At 68.5% G+C, this 19,112-nt stretch carries 14 protein-coding genes; 8 read left to right on the forward strand and 6 right to left on the reverse strand.

The window, feature by feature from the left end:
• The first annotated feature begins 3 nt into the window (after window positions 1-3).
• Window positions 4-1,269 carry a diaminopimelate decarboxylase gene (lysA, locus tag C5F44_RS05475; RefSeq protein ID WP_107672513.1) on the forward strand — a complete coding sequence of 422 codons (1,266 nt, stop codon included), beginning with the start codon at window positions 4-6 and terminating at the stop codon, window positions 1,267-1,269.
• Between the two features lie 27 nt (window positions 1,270-1,296).
• Complete coding sequence (locus C5F44_RS05480; RefSeq protein WP_107672514.1) at window positions 1,297-3,786, forward strand: DUF4175 domain-containing protein; 2,490 nt, start codon at window positions 1,297-1,299, stop codon at window positions 3,784-3,786.
• 21 nt (window positions 3,787-3,807) lie between these two features.
• Here C5F44_RS05480 and C5F44_RS05485 read toward each other — a convergent pair whose 3' ends face one another.
• Window positions 3,808-4,803: a zinc-ribbon domain-containing protein gene (locus C5F44_RS05485; RefSeq protein WP_235822531.1), complete on the reverse strand. Its 996-nt coding sequence runs from the start codon at window positions 4,801-4,803 to the stop codon at window positions 3,808-3,810.
• 170 nt (window positions 4,804-4,973) lie between these two features.
• Between C5F44_RS05485 and C5F44_RS05490 the strand changes: the two genes are divergently transcribed.
• The 5 genes from C5F44_RS05490 (at window position 4,974) to C5F44_RS05510 (ending at window position 9,368) form a co-directional block, all read left to right on the forward strand.
• Window positions 4,974-5,645, forward strand: a complete 672-nt coding sequence (locus C5F44_RS05490) for a cell division ATP-binding protein FtsE (protein ID WP_107672516.1) — start codon at window positions 4,974-4,976, stop codon at window positions 5,643-5,645.
• A gap of 5 nt (window positions 5,646-5,650) precedes the next feature.
• The gene (locus C5F44_RS05495; protein ID WP_181318204.1) at window positions 5,651-6,556 is read left to right on the forward strand and encodes a cell division protein FtsX; all 906 of its coding nucleotides are present in this window, start codon (window positions 5,651-5,653) and stop codon (window positions 6,554-6,556) included.
• The gene (locus C5F44_RS05500) at window positions 6,553-7,278 is read left to right on the forward strand and encodes a lysophospholipid acyltransferase family protein (protein WP_107672517.1); all 726 of its coding nucleotides are present in this window, start codon (window positions 6,553-6,555) and stop codon (window positions 7,276-7,278) included. The genes C5F44_RS05495 and C5F44_RS05500 overlap by 4 nt, the downstream gene beginning before the upstream one ends.
• A gap of 4 nt (window positions 7,279-7,282) precedes the next feature.
• Complete coding sequence (locus tag C5F44_RS05505; RefSeq protein WP_107672518.1) at window positions 7,283-7,609, forward strand: TfoX/Sxy family protein; 327 nt, start codon at window positions 7,283-7,285, stop codon at window positions 7,607-7,609.
• 94 nt (window positions 7,610-7,703) lie between these two features.
• Window positions 7,704-9,368: a putative transporter gene (locus C5F44_RS05510; protein WP_107672519.1), complete on the forward strand. Its 1,665-nt coding sequence runs from the start codon at window positions 7,704-7,706 to the stop codon at window positions 9,366-9,368.
• Here C5F44_RS05510 and C5F44_RS05515 read toward each other — a convergent pair.
• From C5F44_RS05515 to C5F44_RS05535, 5 genes are all read right to left on the reverse strand, one after another.
• On the reverse strand, window positions 9,365-10,240 hold the full coding sequence (locus C5F44_RS05515; protein WP_107672520.1) for a transglutaminase family protein: 876 nt from the start codon (window positions 10,238-10,240) through the stop codon (window positions 9,365-9,367). The two genes, C5F44_RS05510 and C5F44_RS05515, sit on opposite strands and share 4 nt — an antisense overlap.
• Window positions 10,240-12,645: a circularly permuted type 2 ATP-grasp protein gene (locus tag C5F44_RS05520; RefSeq protein ID WP_107672521.1), complete on the reverse strand. Its 2,406-nt coding sequence runs from the start codon at window positions 12,643-12,645 to the stop codon at window positions 10,240-10,242. The genes C5F44_RS05515 and C5F44_RS05520 overlap by 1 nt, the downstream gene beginning before the upstream one ends.
• 6 nt (window positions 12,646-12,651) lie before the next feature.
• Window positions 12,652-15,981, reverse strand: a complete 3,330-nt coding sequence (locus C5F44_RS05525) for a transglutaminase family protein (protein WP_107672522.1) — start codon at window positions 15,979-15,981, stop codon at window positions 12,652-12,654.
• Between the two features lie 240 nt (window positions 15,982-16,221).
• Entirely contained in the window at window positions 16,222-16,509 is a 288-nt protein-coding gene (locus tag C5F44_RS05530; RefSeq protein WP_107672689.1) for an HU family DNA-binding protein, read from the reverse strand.
• A gap of 158 nt (window positions 16,510-16,667) precedes the next feature.
• On the reverse strand, window positions 16,668-18,143 hold the full coding sequence (locus tag C5F44_RS05535) for an AMP nucleosidase (RefSeq protein WP_107672523.1): 1,476 nt from the start codon (window positions 18,141-18,143) through the stop codon (window positions 16,668-16,670).
• A gap of 123 nt (window positions 18,144-18,266) precedes the next feature.
• Here C5F44_RS05535 and C5F44_RS05540 point away from each other — a divergent pair, with 123 nt between their 5' ends.
• A complete protein-coding gene (locus C5F44_RS05540; protein ID WP_107672524.1) occupies window positions 18,267-19,109 on the forward strand; it encodes an SDR family oxidoreductase in 843 nt (280 codons plus the stop codon).
• Window positions 19,110-19,112: the final 3 nt, after the last annotated feature.

Consider the following 19,112-nt stretch of genomic DNA (forward strand, 5'->3'; position numbering starts at 1 on the left):
GAGATGGACCACTTCCTTTATCAGGGCGGCATCCTCCATGCCGAAGGCGTGGCGATCCCCGAAATCGCCGCGCAGGTGGGCACGCCCTTCTATGTCTATTCCACCGCCACGCTGACCCGGCATTACCGCCTGTTCACCGAGGCGCTGTCGCCGCTGCCGCATCTGGTGTGCTTTGCCATCAAGTCGCTGTCGAATGTGGCCGTGCTCAAGACGCTGGGCGATCTGGGCGCCGGCATGGATGTGGTTTCGATCGGGGAATACCTGCGCGCCCGTGCGGCGGGCGTGCCGGGCGAGCGGATCGTGTTTTCCGGCGTCGGCAAGACCCGGGCCGAGATCCGCGCCGCACTGGAAGGCGGCATCCGCCAGTTCAACGTGGAAAGCGAACCCGAGTTGCGGGCGATTTCCGACATCGCCACCGCGCTTGGCGTGCAGGCCCCCATCGCGCTGCGGGTCAACCCGGATGTGGACGCCAAGACCCACGCCAAGATTGCCACCGGCAAAAGCGAAAACAAGTTCGGCATCCCCATCGCCAAGGCCCGCGCGGTTTATGCCGAAGCGGCGGCCCTGCCGGGGCTGCGCGTGGTGGGGGTCGATGTCCACATCGGCAGCCAGTTGACCGACCTTGCCCCGTTCGAGGCGGCCTTCCTCAAGGTGCGCGAGCTGACGTTGCAACTGCGCGAGGATGGCCACCAGATCACCCGTCTGGATCTGGGCGGCGGCCTTGGGATTCCCTACACGGGGTCGAACGACGCGCCGCCGCTGCCGGTGGAATACGGCGCCATGATCCAGCGCACGCTGGGCGATCTGGGCTGCGAGATCGAGATCGAGCCGGGGCGGCTGATCTCGGGAAACTCGGGCCTTCTGGTGGCGCAGGTGGTTTATGTGAAGAGCGGCGAGGGGCGGGATTTCCTGATCCTTGACGCCGCGATGAACGATCTGGCCCGCCCGTCGATGTATGACGCGCATCATGACATCGTGCCGGTGGTCGAATCCGCGCCGGGCGATCCGACGCAGCCCTTCGATGTGGTCGGCCCGGTCTGCGAAACCGGCGACACCTTCGCCCGTGGCCGCGAAATGCCGCTTCTGGCCGAAGGCGATCTGGTCGCCTTCCGCAGCGCGGGCGCCTATGGCGCGGTGATGGCCAGCGAATACAACAGCCGCCCGCTGATCCCCGAGGTGCTGGTGAACGGCGATCACTTCGCTGTCATTCGGGAAAGGCCGACCTTTGACGAAATCCTTGCCCGCGATAAGCTTCCGTTCTGGCTGTAGCGCGTGCAGCCCGGCGGAAACGGTGGCATGGCGGCGGACAAGATACCGGAAACAGTTCTTCCTGCCCTGATCTGGCCCTGCCGGCTGACCTTGCTTGGCCTTTGGGCCGAACGTCTGAGCCGCGCCTTCTGGCCGCTGTGGACGGTGCTGCTGCTGGCCTTCGCGGCCGCCGCCTTTGGCGTGCAGGATCACGGCCCGCTGCTGTGGGTGCAGATCGGTGCCGGTGTCATGGCGCTGGCGGCGCTGGTCGCGCTGGTCATGGGCTTGCGCGCCTTTCGCCGCCCCACCCGGGCCGAGGCATTGGCCCGGCTGGATGCCACGCTGCCCGGCCGCCCCATCGCCGCGCTGGGCGATTCCCAGGCGCTTGGCCGCGATGATCCGGTTTCGGCTTCGGTCTGGCGGGCGCACAAGGCCCGCATGGCCGCGCGGGCGGCGCAGGCGAAACCCGTTGCCCCCGACCTGAAACTGTCGTCGCGCGATCCCTATTCCCTGCGCTATGTCGCGCTGACCGCTGCCGTCATGGCGGCGCTGTTCGGCTCGCTCTGGCGGGTGACATCGGTTGCCGGCCTTGCGCCCACCCCGGCCGAGGCCATGCCCGGCGGGCCCACCTGGGAAGGCTGGGCCAGACCGCCCGCCTATACCGGCAAGCCGACGCTTTACCTCAACGATCTGGCCGAAGGCACGGTCGAGGTGCCTTTGGGCACCCGCATCCAGATCCGGGTCTATGGCCCCGAAGGCAGCCTGACGGTGGAGCAGACCATCGCGCAGGTGACCCCGCCACCCGCCGCCGACCCGCCGCCGCCCGATGCCACCGCCGCCAAGCCGCAGGGGCTGGCCGCGATGACCGACCTGACGGTCAGCCAGTCTGGCCGGCTGTCGATTGACGGCAAGGGCGGGCGGGCTTGGGATATTGTCGCCATTCCCGATACCGCGCCGCTGGTCGAAGTCTCGGGCCAGATCGGGCGCGAGGCGGACGGCCGCTTCAGGCAGGGCTTCAAGGCGAATGACGATTATGGCGTCGTCGCCGGTCAGGTCACCATCAGCCTTGACCTTGCCGCCGTGGACCGCCGCCACGGTCTGACCCCCGACCCCGAGCCGGTTGCGCCCGTGGTGCTGGACCTGCCGATGCCGGCCAAGGGCAAGCGGGATGAGTTCACCGAAACCCTGATCGACGACCTGTCGAAGCATGTCCTGTCGAACATGCCGGTCAGCATGGTGTTTGCGGTGACCGATGCCGCCGGCCAGGTGTCGCAATCGCCGCCCTATTCGGTTGTGCTGCCCGGCCGCCGGTTCTTTGATCCGGTCGCCGCCGCCGTGATCGAGATGCGGCGCGATCTGCTGTGGAACCGGGTCAATGCCGCGCGGGTGGACGATCTGCTGCGCGCCGTGACCAACCGTCCCGAAGGATTCCTGCGGTCGGCGAACGCGCATCTGCGGCTGCGGGTGGCGCTGCGCAAGCTGGATGCCACGGCCGACAGCCTGACCACCGAACAGCGCGACGCGCTGGCCGAGGAGTTGTGGAAGATCGCCTTCATGTTCGAGGAAGGCGATCTGAACAGCGCCTATGACCGGCTGCAACGCGCGCAGGACCGGCTGGAAGAGGCGATCCGCAACGGCGCCTCGCCCGAGGAAATCGAACAGTTGATGAAGGAAATGCAGCAGGCGATGCGCGACTACACCCGCGAGCTGGGGGAAGAGGCGCAGCGCAATCCGCAAGACCAACCGCCGGCCGGCGAGGGGCAGGAAATCACCGGCGACCAGTTGCAGCAGATGCTGGACGAGATCGAGCGTCTGATGAAGGAAGGCAAGACCGCCGAGGCGATGGCCCTGATGGAGCAGCTTCGCCAGTTGATGGAGAACCTGCAGGTGACGCAGGGCCAGGGCGGCGAAGGCCAGGGTGGCCCCGGCCAGCAGGCGATGCGCGATCTGGGAAACACGCTGCGCGACCAGCAGGGCCTGTCGGACGACGCCTATCGCGACATGCAGAAGGGCCGCAACGGCGAACAGCCGGGGCAAGACCCGGGCGCATTGGCCGACCGCCAGCGTGAGCTGCGGGACCGGCTGGGCGAGTTGCAGGACCGCAAGCTGCCGGGCGACGGCAGCGAAAAGGGTGAAGCTGGCCGCGAGTCGCTCAAACGGGCCGAGGACGCCATGCGCGAGGCCGAGCGGGCGCTGGAAGAGGGCGATCTGAGCGGTGCGTTGGACAGGCAGGCCGAGGCGTTGGAAGCCATGCGCGACGGCATGAAGGATCTGGGCGATGCGCTGGCGCAGGACCAGCGCGACGGTCAGGAAGGCGGCGGCCAGCAAGAGGCCGGCAAGGCCGACCCCAACGGACGTGATCCGCTGGGCCGCGAACCCGGCGATGCGGCGCGGATCGGGTCGGACAAGAACATGGTCCAGAACGACCCCGACAAACGCGCGCAGGAACTGCTGGACGACATCCGCCGCCGGTCTGGCGAAGCCGAGCGTCCTGCCGAAGAGCTGGATTATCTGAAGCGGTTGCTGGAAATGTTCTGATCCCGCGCGGCAGGCGCAGGATCAGCCTTCGCTGCCCTTCAGCATGTGGGTGGCCGATTCCATCAGCCGGTCCAGCCCAAGGCGCAGCCCGTCCACGAAACTGACATAGGCGGTCAGCATCCCCTCAAGGCCGGGAATGGCCTCGGCCAGACGCGGCGCCATGACATAGGCGGCGGCGGCGGCCAGAGCCAGGAACAGCATCAGGAAGAACCCGCTGCGGAACCCGCTGCGCGTCAGGTCGGGCAGGGCGTCCACTTCGGCATCGGGGTCGATCGCGGCATCGCCCGGTTGCAGGGTCGAATTGATCTCTTCCACATCGGGCAGCAAGTCGCGCCGCGCCGCCGGGCGGGCCGCCGGTGGCACCGGCGACTCCGGGTCTTCGCCCTTGATCATCGCCAGCCGCCGCTGCGCCACGGTCATCGCGGCCCCAGCGGCCTCGACCCCAAGGTCGGGCTGGGTCTGCATCTGGCCTTCGGCCTCGGCCCGGCGGTTTTCGGCCTTCTGGCTTTCCTGCCGGCGGGCATCGGCCTCGCGCTCGGCCTCTTCGCGCAGGATCGACAGCACCGCGTCATCAAGCTGCGGCTTGGCGGGCACCACATCGTCCGGCTCGTCGGGTTCGGTCTCGGGGTCGGGCAGCGGCGCGGGAATGGGCGGGGGCGCCGCCGTCTGTGTGTCCGCCTCATCGGCAATCAGCGCGGCAACGGCCTTGGCCTCGGCGTCCATGGCCGGGGCGGGGGCCTCGGGAGGCGGCTCTGGCAGGGTGTCCGGTTCGGCCACGCGCTCCGGTTCGGCGTCGGGCGCCTCCTCGGGCAGCGGCGCGTCGGCCGTTTCTGCCCGGTCAGCTTCCGCCTCGATTGCCGGTTCGGCGGGCGCTTCCTCAGGTTCAACCTGTGGGGCAGCGCGCAACTGGAACCAGGCATGGCCACAGCTTGAACACTGCACATCTCGGCCGCCCTCGGGAATGGCATCCTCGGGAACCTCGTACTGCGCGTCGCAGTTCGGGCACACCAGCCGCATCAGATCCCCTCGCCCTTCGCCGATATCAATGGGGTTGTAGCAATAAACTGTCGTGCATCCAAGAGTTTGTCGCCTGCCCTTGAACAAGGGCTTGCGGGCATGCGATTGAAGACACACCCGCAACATCCGGCCCCGCGCCGGCATGGGGCGCGGTTGCAGGGGATGCGCGGGTGATATCGTTCGAGAACGTGGCCTACAACTATGGCGGGGGCGAGCTTCTTTCCGAAGTCTCGCTGCGGCTGGCGCCGGGTTCGTTCCATTTCCTTACCGGCCCCTCCGGCTCTGGCAAGACCACCTTCCTGAAGCTGGCCTATGCCGAACTGCTGCCCACCTCGGGCCATGTCACGCTGTTCGACCGCGAAGTCCGCACCCTGAGCCGCGACGACATTGCCCACAGCCGGCGCCGCATCGGCGTGGTGCATCAGGACGTGCAGTTCCTGGACCACCTGCCGCTGGCCACCAATGTGCAGCTTCCGCTGTCGGTGTCGGGTCGGTCGAGCGACCCGCGCGATCTGGCTGATCTGCTGGGCTGGGTGGGCCTTGGCCATCTGTCCGACGCGCTGCCGCCGTCGCTGTCGGGCGGCGAACGGCAGCGGGCGGCGCTGGCGCGGGCGGTGATCATGGGCCCCGACGTGGTGCTGGCCGACGAACCCACCGGCAACGTCGATTGGGAAATGTCGCTGCGGCTGCTGAAACTGCTGGTCGAGCTGAACAAGATGGGCAAGACCATCGTCGTGGCGACCCATGACCTGAACCTGATCCGGCAGGCGAAATCGCAGGTGGCCGCGCGGGTGCTGCGGATTTCGCGGCGCCGGGTCCAGCTTGCGGGGGCAGACCTGTGAACCGGCTGCAAGAGGCGTTTCAGCAGATCGTCAGCTACCTGACCCCCGACCGGCAGGCCGACCGGGTGGTGCCGCCTTCCGGCCATACCGCCTGGCTGACCACCTTCACCGCCGGCGCGATGACCTTCCTTTGCGTCTTTGCGCTGGCGCTGTCGCTGGCGTCGGGGCGGCTGGCAAGCCGCTGGTCGGATGCGCTGGCGCGCACCGCCACCATCCGGCTGGCCGCCCCGCCAGACCAGATGCAGGCCCAGACCGATGCCGTTCTGGCGCTGCTGGCCACCACGCCCGGCGTCGCCACCGCCCGCGCGCTGAGCGATGATGAACAGCGCGCGCTGCTGGCGCCCTGGTTCGGCCCCGACCTGCCGGTCGATGCGCTGCCGCTGCCGCGCCTGATCGAACTGGTCGAAGGCGATCCCGGCTATGACGGCGAAGGCCTGCGCCAGCGCCTTGCGGCCGAGGCCCCCGGTGCCGTGCTGGACGACCACACCCGCTGGCGCCGCCCGCTGGCCGAGGCGGCGGGCCGTCTGCGCCTGCTGGGCTGGCTGTCGATCCTGCTGATCGGCACCACCATGGGCGCCATGATCACGCTGGCCGCCAATGCCTCGCTTGCGGCGAATGCGCAGGTGATCCGGGTGCTGCGGCTGGTGGGGGCGGTGGACAACTACATCGCCGGCGCCTTCGTGCGGCGGTTCACCCTGCGCGCGCTGGCCGGTGCTGCCGCGGGGGCGCTGGCCGGCATGATCTGCGTGGCCCTGCTGCCGCGCGCCGATGCCGCGGGCGGGTTCCTGACCGGGCTTGGCTTTACCGGCTTCGGCTGGCTGCTGCCCTTCCTTCTGCCCCCGCTTGCCGGGGTCGTGGCCTTTGCGGCCACCCAACGCGCCGCCCTTCAGAAGCTGAGAGAGCTGCAATGATCGCCATACGCTGGGTGCTTTCGCTGATCTTCATCGTGCAGATGTATCTGGCCATGGCGGTGCTGGCCCTTGTCTATGCACCCTGGGCGCTGGTGTCGCGCAATGGCGCCTTCGCCGCCGCCCATGCCTATTGCCGCTGGGTCCGCTTCACCGCCCGCCTGCTGTGCGGCCTGCGGACCGAGGTTCGCGGCACACCCCCCACCGACGAGGTGGTGATCGCCGCCAAGCACCAGAGCTTTCTTGACATCATCATGATCTATTCCGCCGTCCCGCGCGGCAAGTTCATCATGAAGCGAGAGCTGATGTGGGCACCCTTCCTTGGCCAGTATGCCCGGCGCATGGGCTGCGTGCCGGTCAACCGGGGCAAGCGCGGCGCGGCCATTGCCACGATGAAGGCGCAGGTCGCCGCCGGCGCGGCCGACCCGGGGCAGTTGATCATCTATCCGCAGGGCACCCGCGTCGCCCCCGGCGCGGTGCGGCCTTACAAGGTGGGCACCGGGCTGATCTACGAACAACTGGGCCAGCCTTGCGTTCCCGTGGCCGCCAATGTGGGCGTGTTCTGGCCCCGCCGCGGCATCCTGCGCAAGCCGGGGCTGGCGGTGGTGGAATTCCTGCCCCCCATTGCCCCCGGCCTGCCGCTGCCCGATTTCATGCGCCAGCTTGAGGATGTGATCGAGACCAATTCCAACCGCCTGATGGCGGAAGCCGGGTTCCGGGTCTGATCCGATGGGCACGCGTCCCGACACCGTGGCGCATCTGCTGGACATGCTGGCCGACCTGCCGCTGACCTCTCGCAAGATGTTCGGCGAATATGCGCTGTATCTGGACGGTCGGGTGGTGGCGCTGGTCTGTGACGACCAGTTGTTCCTTAAGCCCACGCCCGGCGCGCAGGCCGCCTTGCCCGGTTGCGCCACCGGATTTCCCTATCCCGGCGCGAAACCGCATCTGCTGGTGACCGAGGCGCTGGATGACCCCGACACCGTATGCGCCGCCCTGCGCGCCGTGGCCCGCGATGTGCCGCCCCCGGCCCCCCGCCGCCGCAAGCCGGGCTGACGGGCGGTGCGGCATGACGGCCCGCCCCCAAGGCCGCTGTTTGCTTGTTACGCCTGCCTGTCTAACATCGTGACATAACCTGCGAGCCTGATCCGTGAGCGCCATCGGCCTTTCCATCCTTCTGCTCTGCGCGGCGGCCGTGCTTGGCCTGATGATCGGTGCGATCCGCATCCGGGGCGTCGGGCTGGGCATCGGCGGCGTGCTGTTCGGCGGCATCCTTGTCGGCCATGTCGTCACGCTGCAGGGCTGGCAGGTGGAAGAGGGGGCGCTGCATTTCATCAAGGAATTCGGGCTGATCCTGTTCGTCTATTCCATCGGCAATCAGGTGGGGCCAAGTTTCGTCTCGTCGCTGCGGCGGTCGGGGCTGCGGCTGAACCTTCTGGCGGCGGCCATTGTGGCGCTTGGGGCGCTGACGACGCTGGCGCTGCATTACGGCCTTGGCGTCGCGCCCGAGGTGCTGCTGGGCGTCTATTCCGGCGCCGTCACCAACACGCCGTCGCTGGCGGCGGGCCAGCAGACGCTGGCCGAACTGGGGCTGCCGCCGCAGGCCACGGGCGTGCTGACACTGGGCTATGCCATGGCCTATCCGCTGGGCATCGTCGGAATCCTGCTGACGATGTGGATCATCCGCATCGCCTTCGGCATCCGTCTGGATGCCGAGGCGGAAGCCCATGCCAAAGCCGAAGGTGGCCCGGCGGCCCCGATGGCCACCAATGTGGCGGTGGGAAATCCCGGCATCGACGGGCTGACCTGCGCCGAACTGGCCGGGCTTCTGGGCGAAGAGGTCATCTGTTCGCGGCTGAAATCGGGGGGCGAACTCAAGGTGCCCGAACCCGGGGTCCGGCTGGCCATGGGCGATGTGCTGCATCTGGTCGGGTCGGATGCCGGCGCGCTGCACCGCGCGACGCTGATCGTCGGGCGCGAAGTGGCCGAGTCGCTTTCGACCAAGGGCACCGGATTCCGTTCGGAACGGGTGGTGGTGACAAGCGACGAGGCGGTGGGCAGCCGCATCGGCGATCTGCTGGTGCAGGCGCAGGGGCATGTGGTGATCTCGCGGCTGCACCGGGCCGGGGTGGAGCTGGTGGCGCGGCCGGGGTCGGTGCTGCATTTCGGTGACATCCTCAACATCGTCGGCCCACGCGAAGAGATCGAACGCCTGGGCAAGCTCTTGGGCAACGTGCCGTCGCGGCTGAACCAAGTGCAGATGCTGCCCATCTTCATCGGCATCGGCCTTGGCGTTCTGTTGGGGGCGATCCCGGTTGCCATTCCGGGAATGCCGGTGCCCATGCGGCTGGGCCTTGCCGGCGGGCCGCTGATCGCCGCCATCGTTCTGGCGCGGCTGGGCAGCCTGGGCCGGCTGCACTGGTTCATGCCCCCCAGCGCCAACCTTGCGCTGCGCGAACTGGGGATCGTGCTGTTCCTGGCCGTGGTGGGGCTGGATTCGGGCGGCGAATTCCTGGCCACGCTGACCAATGGCGACGGTCTGGCCTGGATGGGCTATGGCGCGGTGATCACGCTGCTGCCGATCCTGACCGTGGGCATCTTCGCCCGCATCGTGCTGCGCCTGAATTACCTCAGCCTCTGCGGCCTCTTGTCGGGGTCGATGACCGACCCGCCCGCGCTGGCCTTCGCCAATTCCGTGCGGCCCGACTCTGACGCCCCGGCCATGGCCTATGCCGCCGTCTATCCGCTGGTGATGTTCCTGCGCATCCTGTCGCCGCAGCTCATGGCCATCGTTCTGGTGCTGGGCGGGTTCTAGATCTCGACCAGATCGACGCTGTGCGAACTGGTCTGCGCGCCGTCCAGCCGCAACATGCCGATGATCGGCGCCGCGTCGGAATAATCGCGGCCATGGCCGATGACCACATGGTCCGCACCCGCGAAACAGGCGTTGGTCGGGTCATAGTCGCACCAGCCGCCGCTGGCCCCGGTCCAGGCCCGCACCCAGGCGTGCATGGCATCGGCGCCCACCCGGCGCGGCTGGCCGGGGGGCGGCAGCGTGCGCAGAAAGCCCGAGACATAGGCCGCCGGAATTCCCAGGCTGCGCAACCCCGCCACCATGATCTGCGAGAAATCCTGACAAACCCCCTGACGCCCGGCAAAGGCCGCGTCGATCGGCGTGTCCACCTCGGTCGCCTGCGGGTCAAAGCGCAGCGTCCGGTGCAGCGCCTCGCCCAGGGCCCTGACGGCCGCCCGCGTGGTTGGCGCCCCGGCCACCGCGGCGGCGGCGAACTGGGCAATCTCCGGCACAGGTGGAATCCGCGGCGAGGGGGCAAGGAAATGATGCGGCGACATCGGGCCCAGCCCGGTTTCCGCCGCCAGATCCGCCGCCAGACCGGGCAGGGGCACCGAAAGATCGGCCTCCGGCCCGGTGTCCAGCCGCGTCACCTCGGCCGTCATGTCGAAGCGCAGCTCTGTCAGCCCGCCCGGCAGGGCCAGTTCGATGGCCCGGGTGCCGAAGAAATCGGTGAACTCGCGCCGCGCGGCCGGGGCGGGCAGCACCATCACCCGGCAGGATGAAACCTGCTGGACCCCCGGCAGATCGGCCGGACAGATCCGCAGCACCTGCCGCGCCATCCCGGTGGGGCGGTCAAAGGCATAGCGGATGGACAGGGACAGGTGGTAGCGCATCAGTGGAAATAGGCCGCGGTGATCTGGTCCGAGATATGGCCGATCCGGCTGCGCAGCGCCCAAAGCCGGCGGGTGGTCAGCGTTGCCGGGTCTTGCGTCGCCAGATCGGCGTGCAGCCGCAGCACGGTGCAGGCCAGCGGCGACAGGGCGCCATGGTCATTGGCGGCGGGCAGCAGGTCGATCTCTTCGCGCAGCCCGTCAATCTGGTGGCGCAGCGACCGGGGGTTCAGCGGGTCCAGCGCCAGCAGGTCGATCACCGTCGGGCGTGATGCGGCAAGGGCAAAGCGCCGGCGGTGCGTCATCACGCTGTCGCCGTATTCGATCGCCAGATCCAGCGCCCCTTCGGCGGCGCCCGGGTCGGCCAGCACGGCCAGCGCCGCCGCAAGCCCCATCGCCCGTTCATGCTGCCGCCCGATGGTCAGGAAGCGCCAGCCGGTGAAGCGATACATGTTCTCATGGATCAGCCCCGAGATGCCCGCCAGCTTGCGCAGCAGGGCCGACAGGGCGCGCGCCGCATCGTCGCCGGGCTGGCTGCGCAGCGCCATGCGGCGCGCGCTTTTCTCAAGATCGGCCAGCGCCGACCAGGCGTCGGGCGAAAACCTGTCGCGCACCCGCCCCGCGCTGGAAATGGCCAGCGACAGCGTGTCCAGCAGCCCCTGCGGAATGGCCTCGTCCGGTTCGATGCCCTGCAACGTGAACAGCGGCGCGGCGGCCTCCAGCAGCGGCGCCGCTGCGCTGCCGCTTTCGGCAAGCCGCATGTGGCAGGCCCGCAGCAGCCGGACCATGCCTTCCGTCCGCTCGACATAGCGGCCCAGCCAGAACAGGTTGTCCGCCGCCCGCGCCGGAAGCGCGCCGGGCGTTGCCCGCCGCAGCGGGGCATTGGCCACCGGAATCATCGAGGTCTGTGATACCGGCTCGGGGCTGACCACCCAGACATCGGCGGAACTGCCGCCGCGCTGCATGGCAATGGCCTCGGGGTCGGGGCGGGCACCGATGCGGGCAAACCCGCCGGGCATCACCACCCAGCCCCGCGCCGTGCGGGCGACAAACACCCGGATGGTCACCGGCCGCGGCACCAGCCGCCCGTCCACCAGCGCCGGCGTGGTGGAGAGCGTCACCGCCTCTTGCGCCACAAGCCCGGCCCCTTCGGCGGCAAGGCGCTGCGCCAGGTCGGCCGGGGCCAGGTCGCCCGCGCGGCACTGGTCCGCGCCGGGCAGGTCGAACGGCATCCCGGTCGCCAGGGCCGGGCTCAGGATCAGCCGCTCCGGCGCGGCCTGCACCGCCGCCGACGCCAGCGGATCGCCGCACCACCAGGTTGCCAAATTGGGCATCTTCAGCGGTGCGCCCGTCAGATCGGGGGCAAGCTGTGGCAGGAACGCCATCAGGGCGCGCGTCTCCAGCACGCCCGACCCCAGCGCGTTCACCATCGACAGGCCGCCCGCCCGCAGCGCCGACACCAGCCCCGGCGTGCCGATGCGCGAATTCTGGTCCAGCTCGATCGGATCGGCATAGCTGGAATCCAGCCGCCGCCACAGCACCTCAACCGGGCGCGGCCCGGCCACCGTGCGCAGCTTGAGCTGGCCCTGCTCGACCATCATGTCCTCGCCCTGCACCAGGTTGAACCCCAGGTAGCGGGCGATCCAGGCATGTTCGAAATAGGTCTCGTTCAGCGGTCCCGGCGTCAGGATCGAGACGCGGGTTTCGCCATCCTGCCGCTGCCCCATCAGCGCATCGCGGAAATCGCGGAAGAACCCGGCCAGCCGGTGCACATGCTGCGAGGCGTAAAGCCCCGAAAACGCGCGCGAGGTGGCGACGCGGTTTTCCAGCGCATAGCCCGCGCCGGACGGGGCCTGCGCCCGGTCGGCCAGCACCCACCACTTGCCATCCGGCCCGCGCCCCAGTTCGAAGGCAACGAAATGCAGGTAGTGCCCCGATCTGGGCGCGATGCCCACCATGGGGCGCAGCCATTCCGGGTTGCCCGCCACCAGCGCCGGCGGCAGCCGTCCGCTGGCGACCAGCCGGTTCGGGCCGTACAGATCGGCCATCAGCGCTTCCAGCAGGTCGGCCCGCTGCACCAGCGCCTCGGAAATGGCATCCCAGTCCGATTGCTCCAGCAGCACCGGCACATGGCTGAGCGGCCAGGGCCGTTCGGTTGACGAACCGGCGCCATACTGGCGGTAGAAGACGCCGCTGTCGTTCAGGTACTGATCCGCCCGCGCCAGCGCGCTGGCCAGGTCGTCGGGCGCAAGCCCCGCCAGATGGCCGGCCAGCCGCGCCCAGAGCGGGCGGATGGTCCCGTCCGGGGCGACCGCTTCATCCGGCACGCCCGGCAAGGGCGCATAGCCGGACAGGCCGCGCGGCGGCGCGGTCAGCGGGGCGTGGTCATCTGGTGCAGCGGCGGACATGCGTGGTCATACCCCTGCGGCCCGGCGCAGGTCCAGCGTCAGCGGAAACTCCCGCGACCGCCGCTCCTGCGGCACCTGAACGTCATGGCCCGGCCGGTGGCCGAAGGGCTGGAACCGCGCCAGCCGCCGCGCCTCGGCCTCGTTGCCGTTGACGGGGAAGGTGTCATAGTTGCGCCCGCCCGGATGGGCGACGTGATAGACGCAGCCCCCGATCGGCTGCCGTGACCAGGTATCCAGGATGTCGAAGGTCAGCGGCGCGTCGACCGGCAACACCGGATGCAGCGCCGAAGACGGCTGCCACGCCTTGTAGCGCACCCCCGCCACCGCCTCGCCGGCGCCCACCGGGGCCAGCGGCAGCGCGCGGCCGTTGCACAGCACCTGATAGCGCCCTGGTTCCGCCGCCGTCAGCTTGACCTGCAACCGCTCGGTCGAACTGTCGGTATAGCGCACGGTGCCGCCGATGGCGCCGGTCTCGCCCAGCACATGCCAGGGCTCCAGCGCCTGCCGCAGCTCCAGATGCGCGCCTTCGGCCTCGGTCTCGCCGCAGAAGGGAAAGCGGAACTCGGCCTGCGCCACGAACCATTCCTCGCGCAGGTCAAAGCCATGCGCCCGCAGGTCGGCCAGCACGTCGCGGAAATCTTGCCAGACGAAATGCGGCAGCATGAAACGGTCATGCAGCGTGGTGCCCCAGCGCACCAGATCACCCTGCGCCGGGTTGGCCCAGAACCGCGCGATCAGCGCCCGCAGCAGCAGTTGCTGCGCCAGGCTCATCCTTGCATCGGGCGGCATCTCGAAGCCGCGGAACTCCACCAGACCCAGCCGCCCGGTGGGGCCATCGGGCGAATACAGCTTGTCGATGCAGATCTCGGCCCGGTGGGTGTTGCCGGTCACATCGGTCAGCAGGTTGCGCAGCAGCCGGTCGGTCAGCCACGGCACCGGCGCGGGGCCCTGCCCGGGCGCCGGAATCTGCGCCAGCGCGATTTCCAGCTCATACAGGCTGTCGTGCCGCGCCTCGTCGATGCGCGGCGCCTGGCTGGTGGGGCCGATGAACAGGCCCGAGAACAGGTAAGACAGCGACGGATGCCGGTTCCAGTGCAGGATCAGGCTTTTCAGCAGGTCCGGCCGGCGCAGGAAGGGGCTGTCCAGCGTGGTTGCCCCGCCGACCACCACATGATTGCCGCCGCCGGTGCCGCAATGCTTGCCGTCGATCATGAACTTGTCGGCGCCCAGCCGCGTCAGCCGCGCCTCTTCATAAACGGCGGTGGTGATGGCGACGCATTCGTCCCAACTGCGGGCGGGATGCACGTTCACCTCGATCACGCCGGGGTCGGGGGCGACGCGGATCACGTTCATCCGCGGGTCATGCGGCGGGGCATAGCCCTCGATATGCACCTTGAGACCCAGCCGGAACGCCGCCGCCTCGGCGGCGTGCAGCAGATCAAGGTAATCTTCCAGCGCGGGCACCGGCGGCATGAAGACCGAAAGCCGCCCGTCGCGCGGTTCCACCGACAGGGCGGTGCGGACATGGCCTTCTACCTCGGTGATCTCTTGCCCCACCACCGCCTGACCGGCGGTCTGCGCCACGAAACTGGCCGCAGGCTGCGCCTTGCCGGCCGGGTCAAGCGGCGGTGGGGGCGGCAGGTCGGGGCGGTCCACCGTGGGGTCGGTCGGGTTGACATAGGGGTATTGCGCGGCGGTCAGGTCAGGCAGGCTGGCCAGCGGCAGGCGATAGCCGACCGGGCTGTCACCGGGCACCAGGAACACCTTGCCGCGCCGCAGCCGCCATTTCTCGGACAGCCAGGTCCGCTGGCCCTGCGCCTGCCAGGGCTGCACCGGCAGGACAAAGCCCACCGGCTCGGTCAGGCCCCGGCTGAACACGGCGGCGATGCGGTGGCGTTCCTCGGGGTCTTTCAGCCTGGAATTTTCCGGGGTGACATTGGCGGGAAGGTTCGCCTCCTTCACCAGCCATTCCGCCGGGTCTTCATAGGCCGGCAGGATATTGTCATCCGGCACCGCCAGTTCGGCCGCAACCTCGCGCAGGAAATCCTGCGCCTGTTGCGCGGTGGGCTTCTGATCCTTGCCCTCTTCGGCAATCAGGTCGGGGTTGCGCCAGACCGGCTGGCCGTCGGTGCGCCAATACAGCGAAAAGGTCCAGCGCGGCAGCGTTTCGCCCGGATACCACTTGCCCTGCCCGTAATGCAGGAACCCGCCGGGGGCAAAGCGGTCGCGCAGGCGGCGGATCATCTGGTCCGCCAGCGCCCGCTTGGTGGGGCCGACCGCCGCCGTGTTCCATTCTTCGCTTTCGAAATCATCGATCGACACGAAGGTCGGCTCGCCGCCCATGGTCAGCCGCACATCGCCGGCCCTCAGTTCGGCATCGACCTTGTGCCCCAGCGCATCCAGCGCCTGCCAGCTTTCGTCGCTGAAGGGTCTGGTGATGCGCGGATGTTCGGCCACCCGCCGCACCGACATGTCGAACTCGAAATCCACCTGCGGGGTGCCCACGGCGGCAAACCCGCCGGAAATCGGCGCCGCATTGCGGTAATGCGGCGTTGCGGCCAGCGGGATATGGCTTTCCCCGGTCAGCAGGCCGCTGGTCGGGTCCAGCCCGATCCAGCCCGCGCCGGGAAGGTAAACCTCGCACCAGGCGTGCAGGTCGGTGAAATCCACCTCGGTCCCCGAAGGCCCGTCCAGCGATTTCAGGTCGGGCTTCAACTGGATCAGATAGCCCGACACGAAGCGCGCCGCGAAACCGAAATGCCGCAGCGCCTGCACCAGCAGCCAGCTTGAATCGCGGCATGACCCGCTTCTGATCGACAGGGTCTGCTCGGGCGACTGCACCCCCGGCTCCATGCGGATCGTATAGGCCACCTCGCCGGCGATGCGGGCATTCAGGTTGACCACGAAATCCACCGTGCGGCAGCGGTCGCGCGGCACGGTGGCCAGAAAGGCCTGCAATTCCGGCCCCGCCGGTTCGGCCCGGCGGTAGATCACCAGATCGTCGGTCAGATCCGGCGGATAGTCGAAGGGCCAGTGCTCGGCCTGCTCCTCGACGAAGAAATCGAACGGGTTGTAAACCGTCATGTCGGCCACAAGATCGACCTCGATCCGCAGCTCGCGCACCGGCTCGGGGAAAACAAACCGTGCCATCCAGTTGCCATAGGGGTCTTGCTGGTGGTTCACGAAATGTGTGTCGGGCGAAACCTTCAGGCTGTGGCTGATCACCCGCGTCCGGCTGTGCGGCGCCGGCCGCAGCCGTATGACCTGCGGTCCCAGCGTGACCGGCCGGTCATACCGATAGTGCGTCAGGTGATGGATGCTTGCCTTGATCGCCATATGCCGCGCCCCGCGCTTCCCGTCCTCTACGCCTTATTCCTAGGCGGTCAGGGGCGTTGGTGAAAGCCGCGACAGGCCAGAACCGGCCGAAAACGCCAAAGGACCGGGCTTTGCCTTGTTCTTTGGCAAAGCGCGGTCGCCGGTCAGTTGCGCCCCGCGCCCCGGGCGCAACTTCTGGCCCTGCCGCAATGGAAAAGGGCCGCCCAAGGGCGGCCCGAACAAAGCGATCGCAACAGGCGATCAGCCGTTGGCAAGATCCTTCAGCGCCTTGGCGATGGTGAACTTCACCTGCTTGTCGGCGGCCTTGGTCATGGTTTCGCCCGTGGCCGGGTTGCGGACCTGGCGCTCGGGGCGGGCCTTGCAGGCAACCTTGCCCAGGCCGGGCAGGGTCACGGTGCCGCCGGCGGCAACTTCCTTGGCAACGACGGCAGCAACAGCATCCAGCGCGGCGCCGGCAGTCTTGCGGTCAGATCCCATTTCTTCAGCCAGAGCGGCGACGAGTTGGGTCTTGGTCATGGGCTTGGACATTTGTTTCCCCTTGTTGTTCCGCATGTCACGGGCCCGGCAGCGCGGGCCATCCCCTTTCTTCGGGGCCGCGACCCAGAAGCCCGCTTTCGGGGGCGAAATCAAGACCCGAATAGGGCAGGCCCGGCGAAAACAGGCCAATTGACCCGGATTTCCCGACCTTAAAGGAACGCCGTTTCCTCAAAACTGCGAAGTTTCCGGCTGTGAATCCGCTCAAGCGGCATGTCGCGCAAACGCTCCATCGCGCGGATGCCGATCAGCAGATGGCGCGAAACCTGCGTGTGATAGAACTGCGACGCCATGCCGGGAAGTTTCAGCTCGCCATGCAGCGGCTTGTCGGAAACGCACAGAAGCGTGCCGTAGGGCACGCGGAAGCGAAAGCCATTGGCGGCGATGGTGGCGGATTCCATATCCAGCGCCACTGCGCGCGATTGCGACAGCCGGCGCACGGGGCCGGACTGGTCGCGCAGTTCCCAGTTGCGGTTGTCGATGGTGGCCACGGTGCCGGTCCGCATGATGCGTTTCAGCTCGAACCCCTCAAGCTGGGTCACATCCGCCACGGCCCGTTCCAGCGCGATCTGGATTTCGGCCAGCGCGGGAATGGGCACCCAGATCGGCAGATCGGCGTCAAGGACGTGATCTTCGCGCAGATAGGCATGGGCCAGCACGAAATCGCCCAGCGCCTGCGTGTTGCGCAGGCCGGCACAGTGCCCCACCATCAGCCAGGCATGGGGCCGCAGCACGGCGATATGGTCGGTGGCCGTCTTGGCGTTCGACGGGCCGACGCCGATGTTGACCAGGGTGATGCCCTGCCCGTCATGCCGTTTCAGGTGATAGGTCGGCATCTGCGGGGTCTTGGTGGACGGCGCCAGAACCCCGTCGGGCGTGGTGATGATCGCGTTCCCGGTGGCGACGAAGGCGGTATAGCCCGAAGCCGGGTCGGCCAGCGCGGCGCGGGCATAGGCTTCGAATTCGTCGACGTAGAACTGGTAGTTGGTGAACAGCACGTGGTTCTGGAAGTGATCCGCGTCGGTGGCGGTGTAATGCGAGAGCCGGGCGAGCGAGTAGTCAACCCGTTGCGCCGTGAACGGCGCCAGAGGCATCGCGCCATCTGGAAACTGCGACAGGGTGCCGTTGACGATGTCGTCATTCGTGGTGGCCAGATCGGGCACATCGAAGATGTCGCGCAGGCTGAAATCCAGCACCCCTTCCTGCGGGATCGAGACGTTGGGGTTGCCCGCCACCGCGAAATGTACCGGGATCGGGGTTGACGACAGGCCGATCGTCACCGGCACGCCATGGTTCTGGATCAGCAGGCCGATCTGCTGGATCAGGTATTTGTGAAACAGGTCGGGCCGCGTCACCGTGGTGGCATAGGTGCCCGGCTGCGAGACATGGCCAAAGGACAGCCGGGAATCCACCTTGTCGAAGCTGTTCACCGTCAGCCGGATTTCCGGGTAATAGGCGCGCACGCGGGCGGCGGGCCTGCCGTCACGCAGGGCGGCGTTGAAATGGGCCGACAGATGCGCCGTTGCCTCTTGATACAGCCGCTCCAGCCGCTCCACCGCCGGTTCGGCACTGGTAAAGACTTCGGCTTCGGGGTGGTCGGGCAGAAGGTAATTGCTCAGGTCGTCCATGATCGGTCCCAAAGGAAGATCGGGGCATATAAGCCGCAAGCGGTGGCAGGGCGCAAGTGAAGCCTTGGTGACGCGGCAGATCGGCCCCTTGCGGGGGGCGGCCAGAGGTTTGATAACATCTCCATGCAGACACTTCTCACACTTGGACATGGCTATTCCGCCGCCGCCCTGGCCCGGCGGCTTGTGCCGCAGGGCTGGTCGGTCATCGGCACCCTGCGCGGCGCCGACCGGGACGCCGGCCTGCGGGCCGCGGGCGTTGAGCCGCTGCTCTGGCCCGGCGATCTGGCCCCCGCGCTGGCGCGGGCAACGCATGTGCTGATCTCGGCCGAACCCGGCCCGCAGGGCGACCCGTTCCTGGCAGCCTGCCCGGCCATCGCACAGGCACCGCTGCGCTGGGTGGGCTACCTGTCCACCACCGGCGTCTATGGCGACCGGGGCGGCGACTGGGTGGATGAAGCCAGCGAAACCCGGCCGGGGTCTGACCGCACGCGCTGGCGGGTGCAGGCCGAAAACCAGTGGCTGGCCACCGGCCTTCCGGTGCATGTGTTCCGGCTGGCCGGTATCTATGGCCCCGGGCGCGGCCCGTTCCAGAAGGTGCGGGCCGGCACCGCGCGGCGGATCATCAAGCCGGGACAGGTGTTCAGCCGGATTCATGTGGAAGACATCGCCGCCGTGCTTGAGGCCAGCATCGCCCGCCCGAACCCCGGCGCGATCTACAACGTCTGCGACAACGAACCCGCCCCGCCCGAGGATGTGCTGAGCGAGGCCGCCCGCCTGCTGGGCCTGCCGGAACCGCCGGCGGTGGACTATGACACCGCCGACCTGCCGCCGATGGCCCGCAGCTTCTATGCCGAATCGCGCCGGGTGCGGAACGACCGCATCCGCACCGAGCTGGGCGTGCAGTTGCGCTATCCCGATTACCGCAGCGGGTTGGCCGGTCTGCTGGCGGAAGAAGGCGGCGCCTGATCC

It is taken from the genome of Fuscovulum blasticum DSM 2131 (assembly GCF_003034965.1).
GTDB classification, from domain to species: Bacteria; Pseudomonadota; Alphaproteobacteria; order Rhodobacterales; family Rhodobacteraceae; genus Pseudogemmobacter; species Pseudogemmobacter blasticus.

Bases quoted from the DNA above. Each gene is read 5' to 3' on its own strand.
- lysA (WP_107672513.1), top strand. From the start codon at position 4: ATGGACCACTTCCTTTATCAGGGCGGCATCCTCCATGCCGAAGGCGTG.
- C5F44_RS05480 (WP_107672514.1), top strand. From the start codon at position 1,297: ATGGCGGCGGACAAGATACCGGAAACAGTTCTTCCTGCCCTGATCTGG.
- C5F44_RS05485 (WP_235822531.1), bottom strand. From the start codon at position 4,803: ATGCGGCTGGTGTGCCCGAACTGCGACGCGCAGTACGAGGTTCCCGAG.
- C5F44_RS05500 (WP_107672517.1), top strand. From the start codon at position 6,553: ATGATCGCCATACGCTGGGTGCTTTCGCTGATCTTCATCGTGCAGATG.
- C5F44_RS05505 (WP_107672518.1), top strand. From the start codon at position 7,283: ATGGGCACGCGTCCCGACACCGTGGCGCATCTGCTGGACATGCTGGCC.
- C5F44_RS05515 (WP_107672520.1), bottom strand. From the start codon at position 10,240: ATGCGCTACCACCTGTCCCTGTCCATCCGCTATGCCTTTGACCGCCCC.
- C5F44_RS05520 (WP_107672521.1), bottom strand. From the start codon at position 12,645: ATGTCCGCCGCTGCACCAGATGACCACGCCCCGCTGACCGCGCCGCCG.
- C5F44_RS05525 (WP_107672522.1), bottom strand. From the start codon at position 15,981: ATGGCGATCAAGGCAAGCATCCATCACCTGACGCACTATCGGTATGAC.
- C5F44_RS05530 (WP_107672689.1), bottom strand. From the start codon at position 16,509: ATGTCCAAGCCCATGACCAAGACCCAACTCGTCGCCGCTCTGGCTGAA.
- C5F44_RS05535 (WP_107672523.1), bottom strand. From the start codon at position 18,143: ATGGACGACCTGAGCAATTACCTTCTGCCCGACCACCCCGAAGCCGAA.
- C5F44_RS05540 (WP_107672524.1), top strand. From the start codon at position 18,267: ATGCAGACACTTCTCACACTTGGACATGGCTATTCCGCCGCCGCCCTG.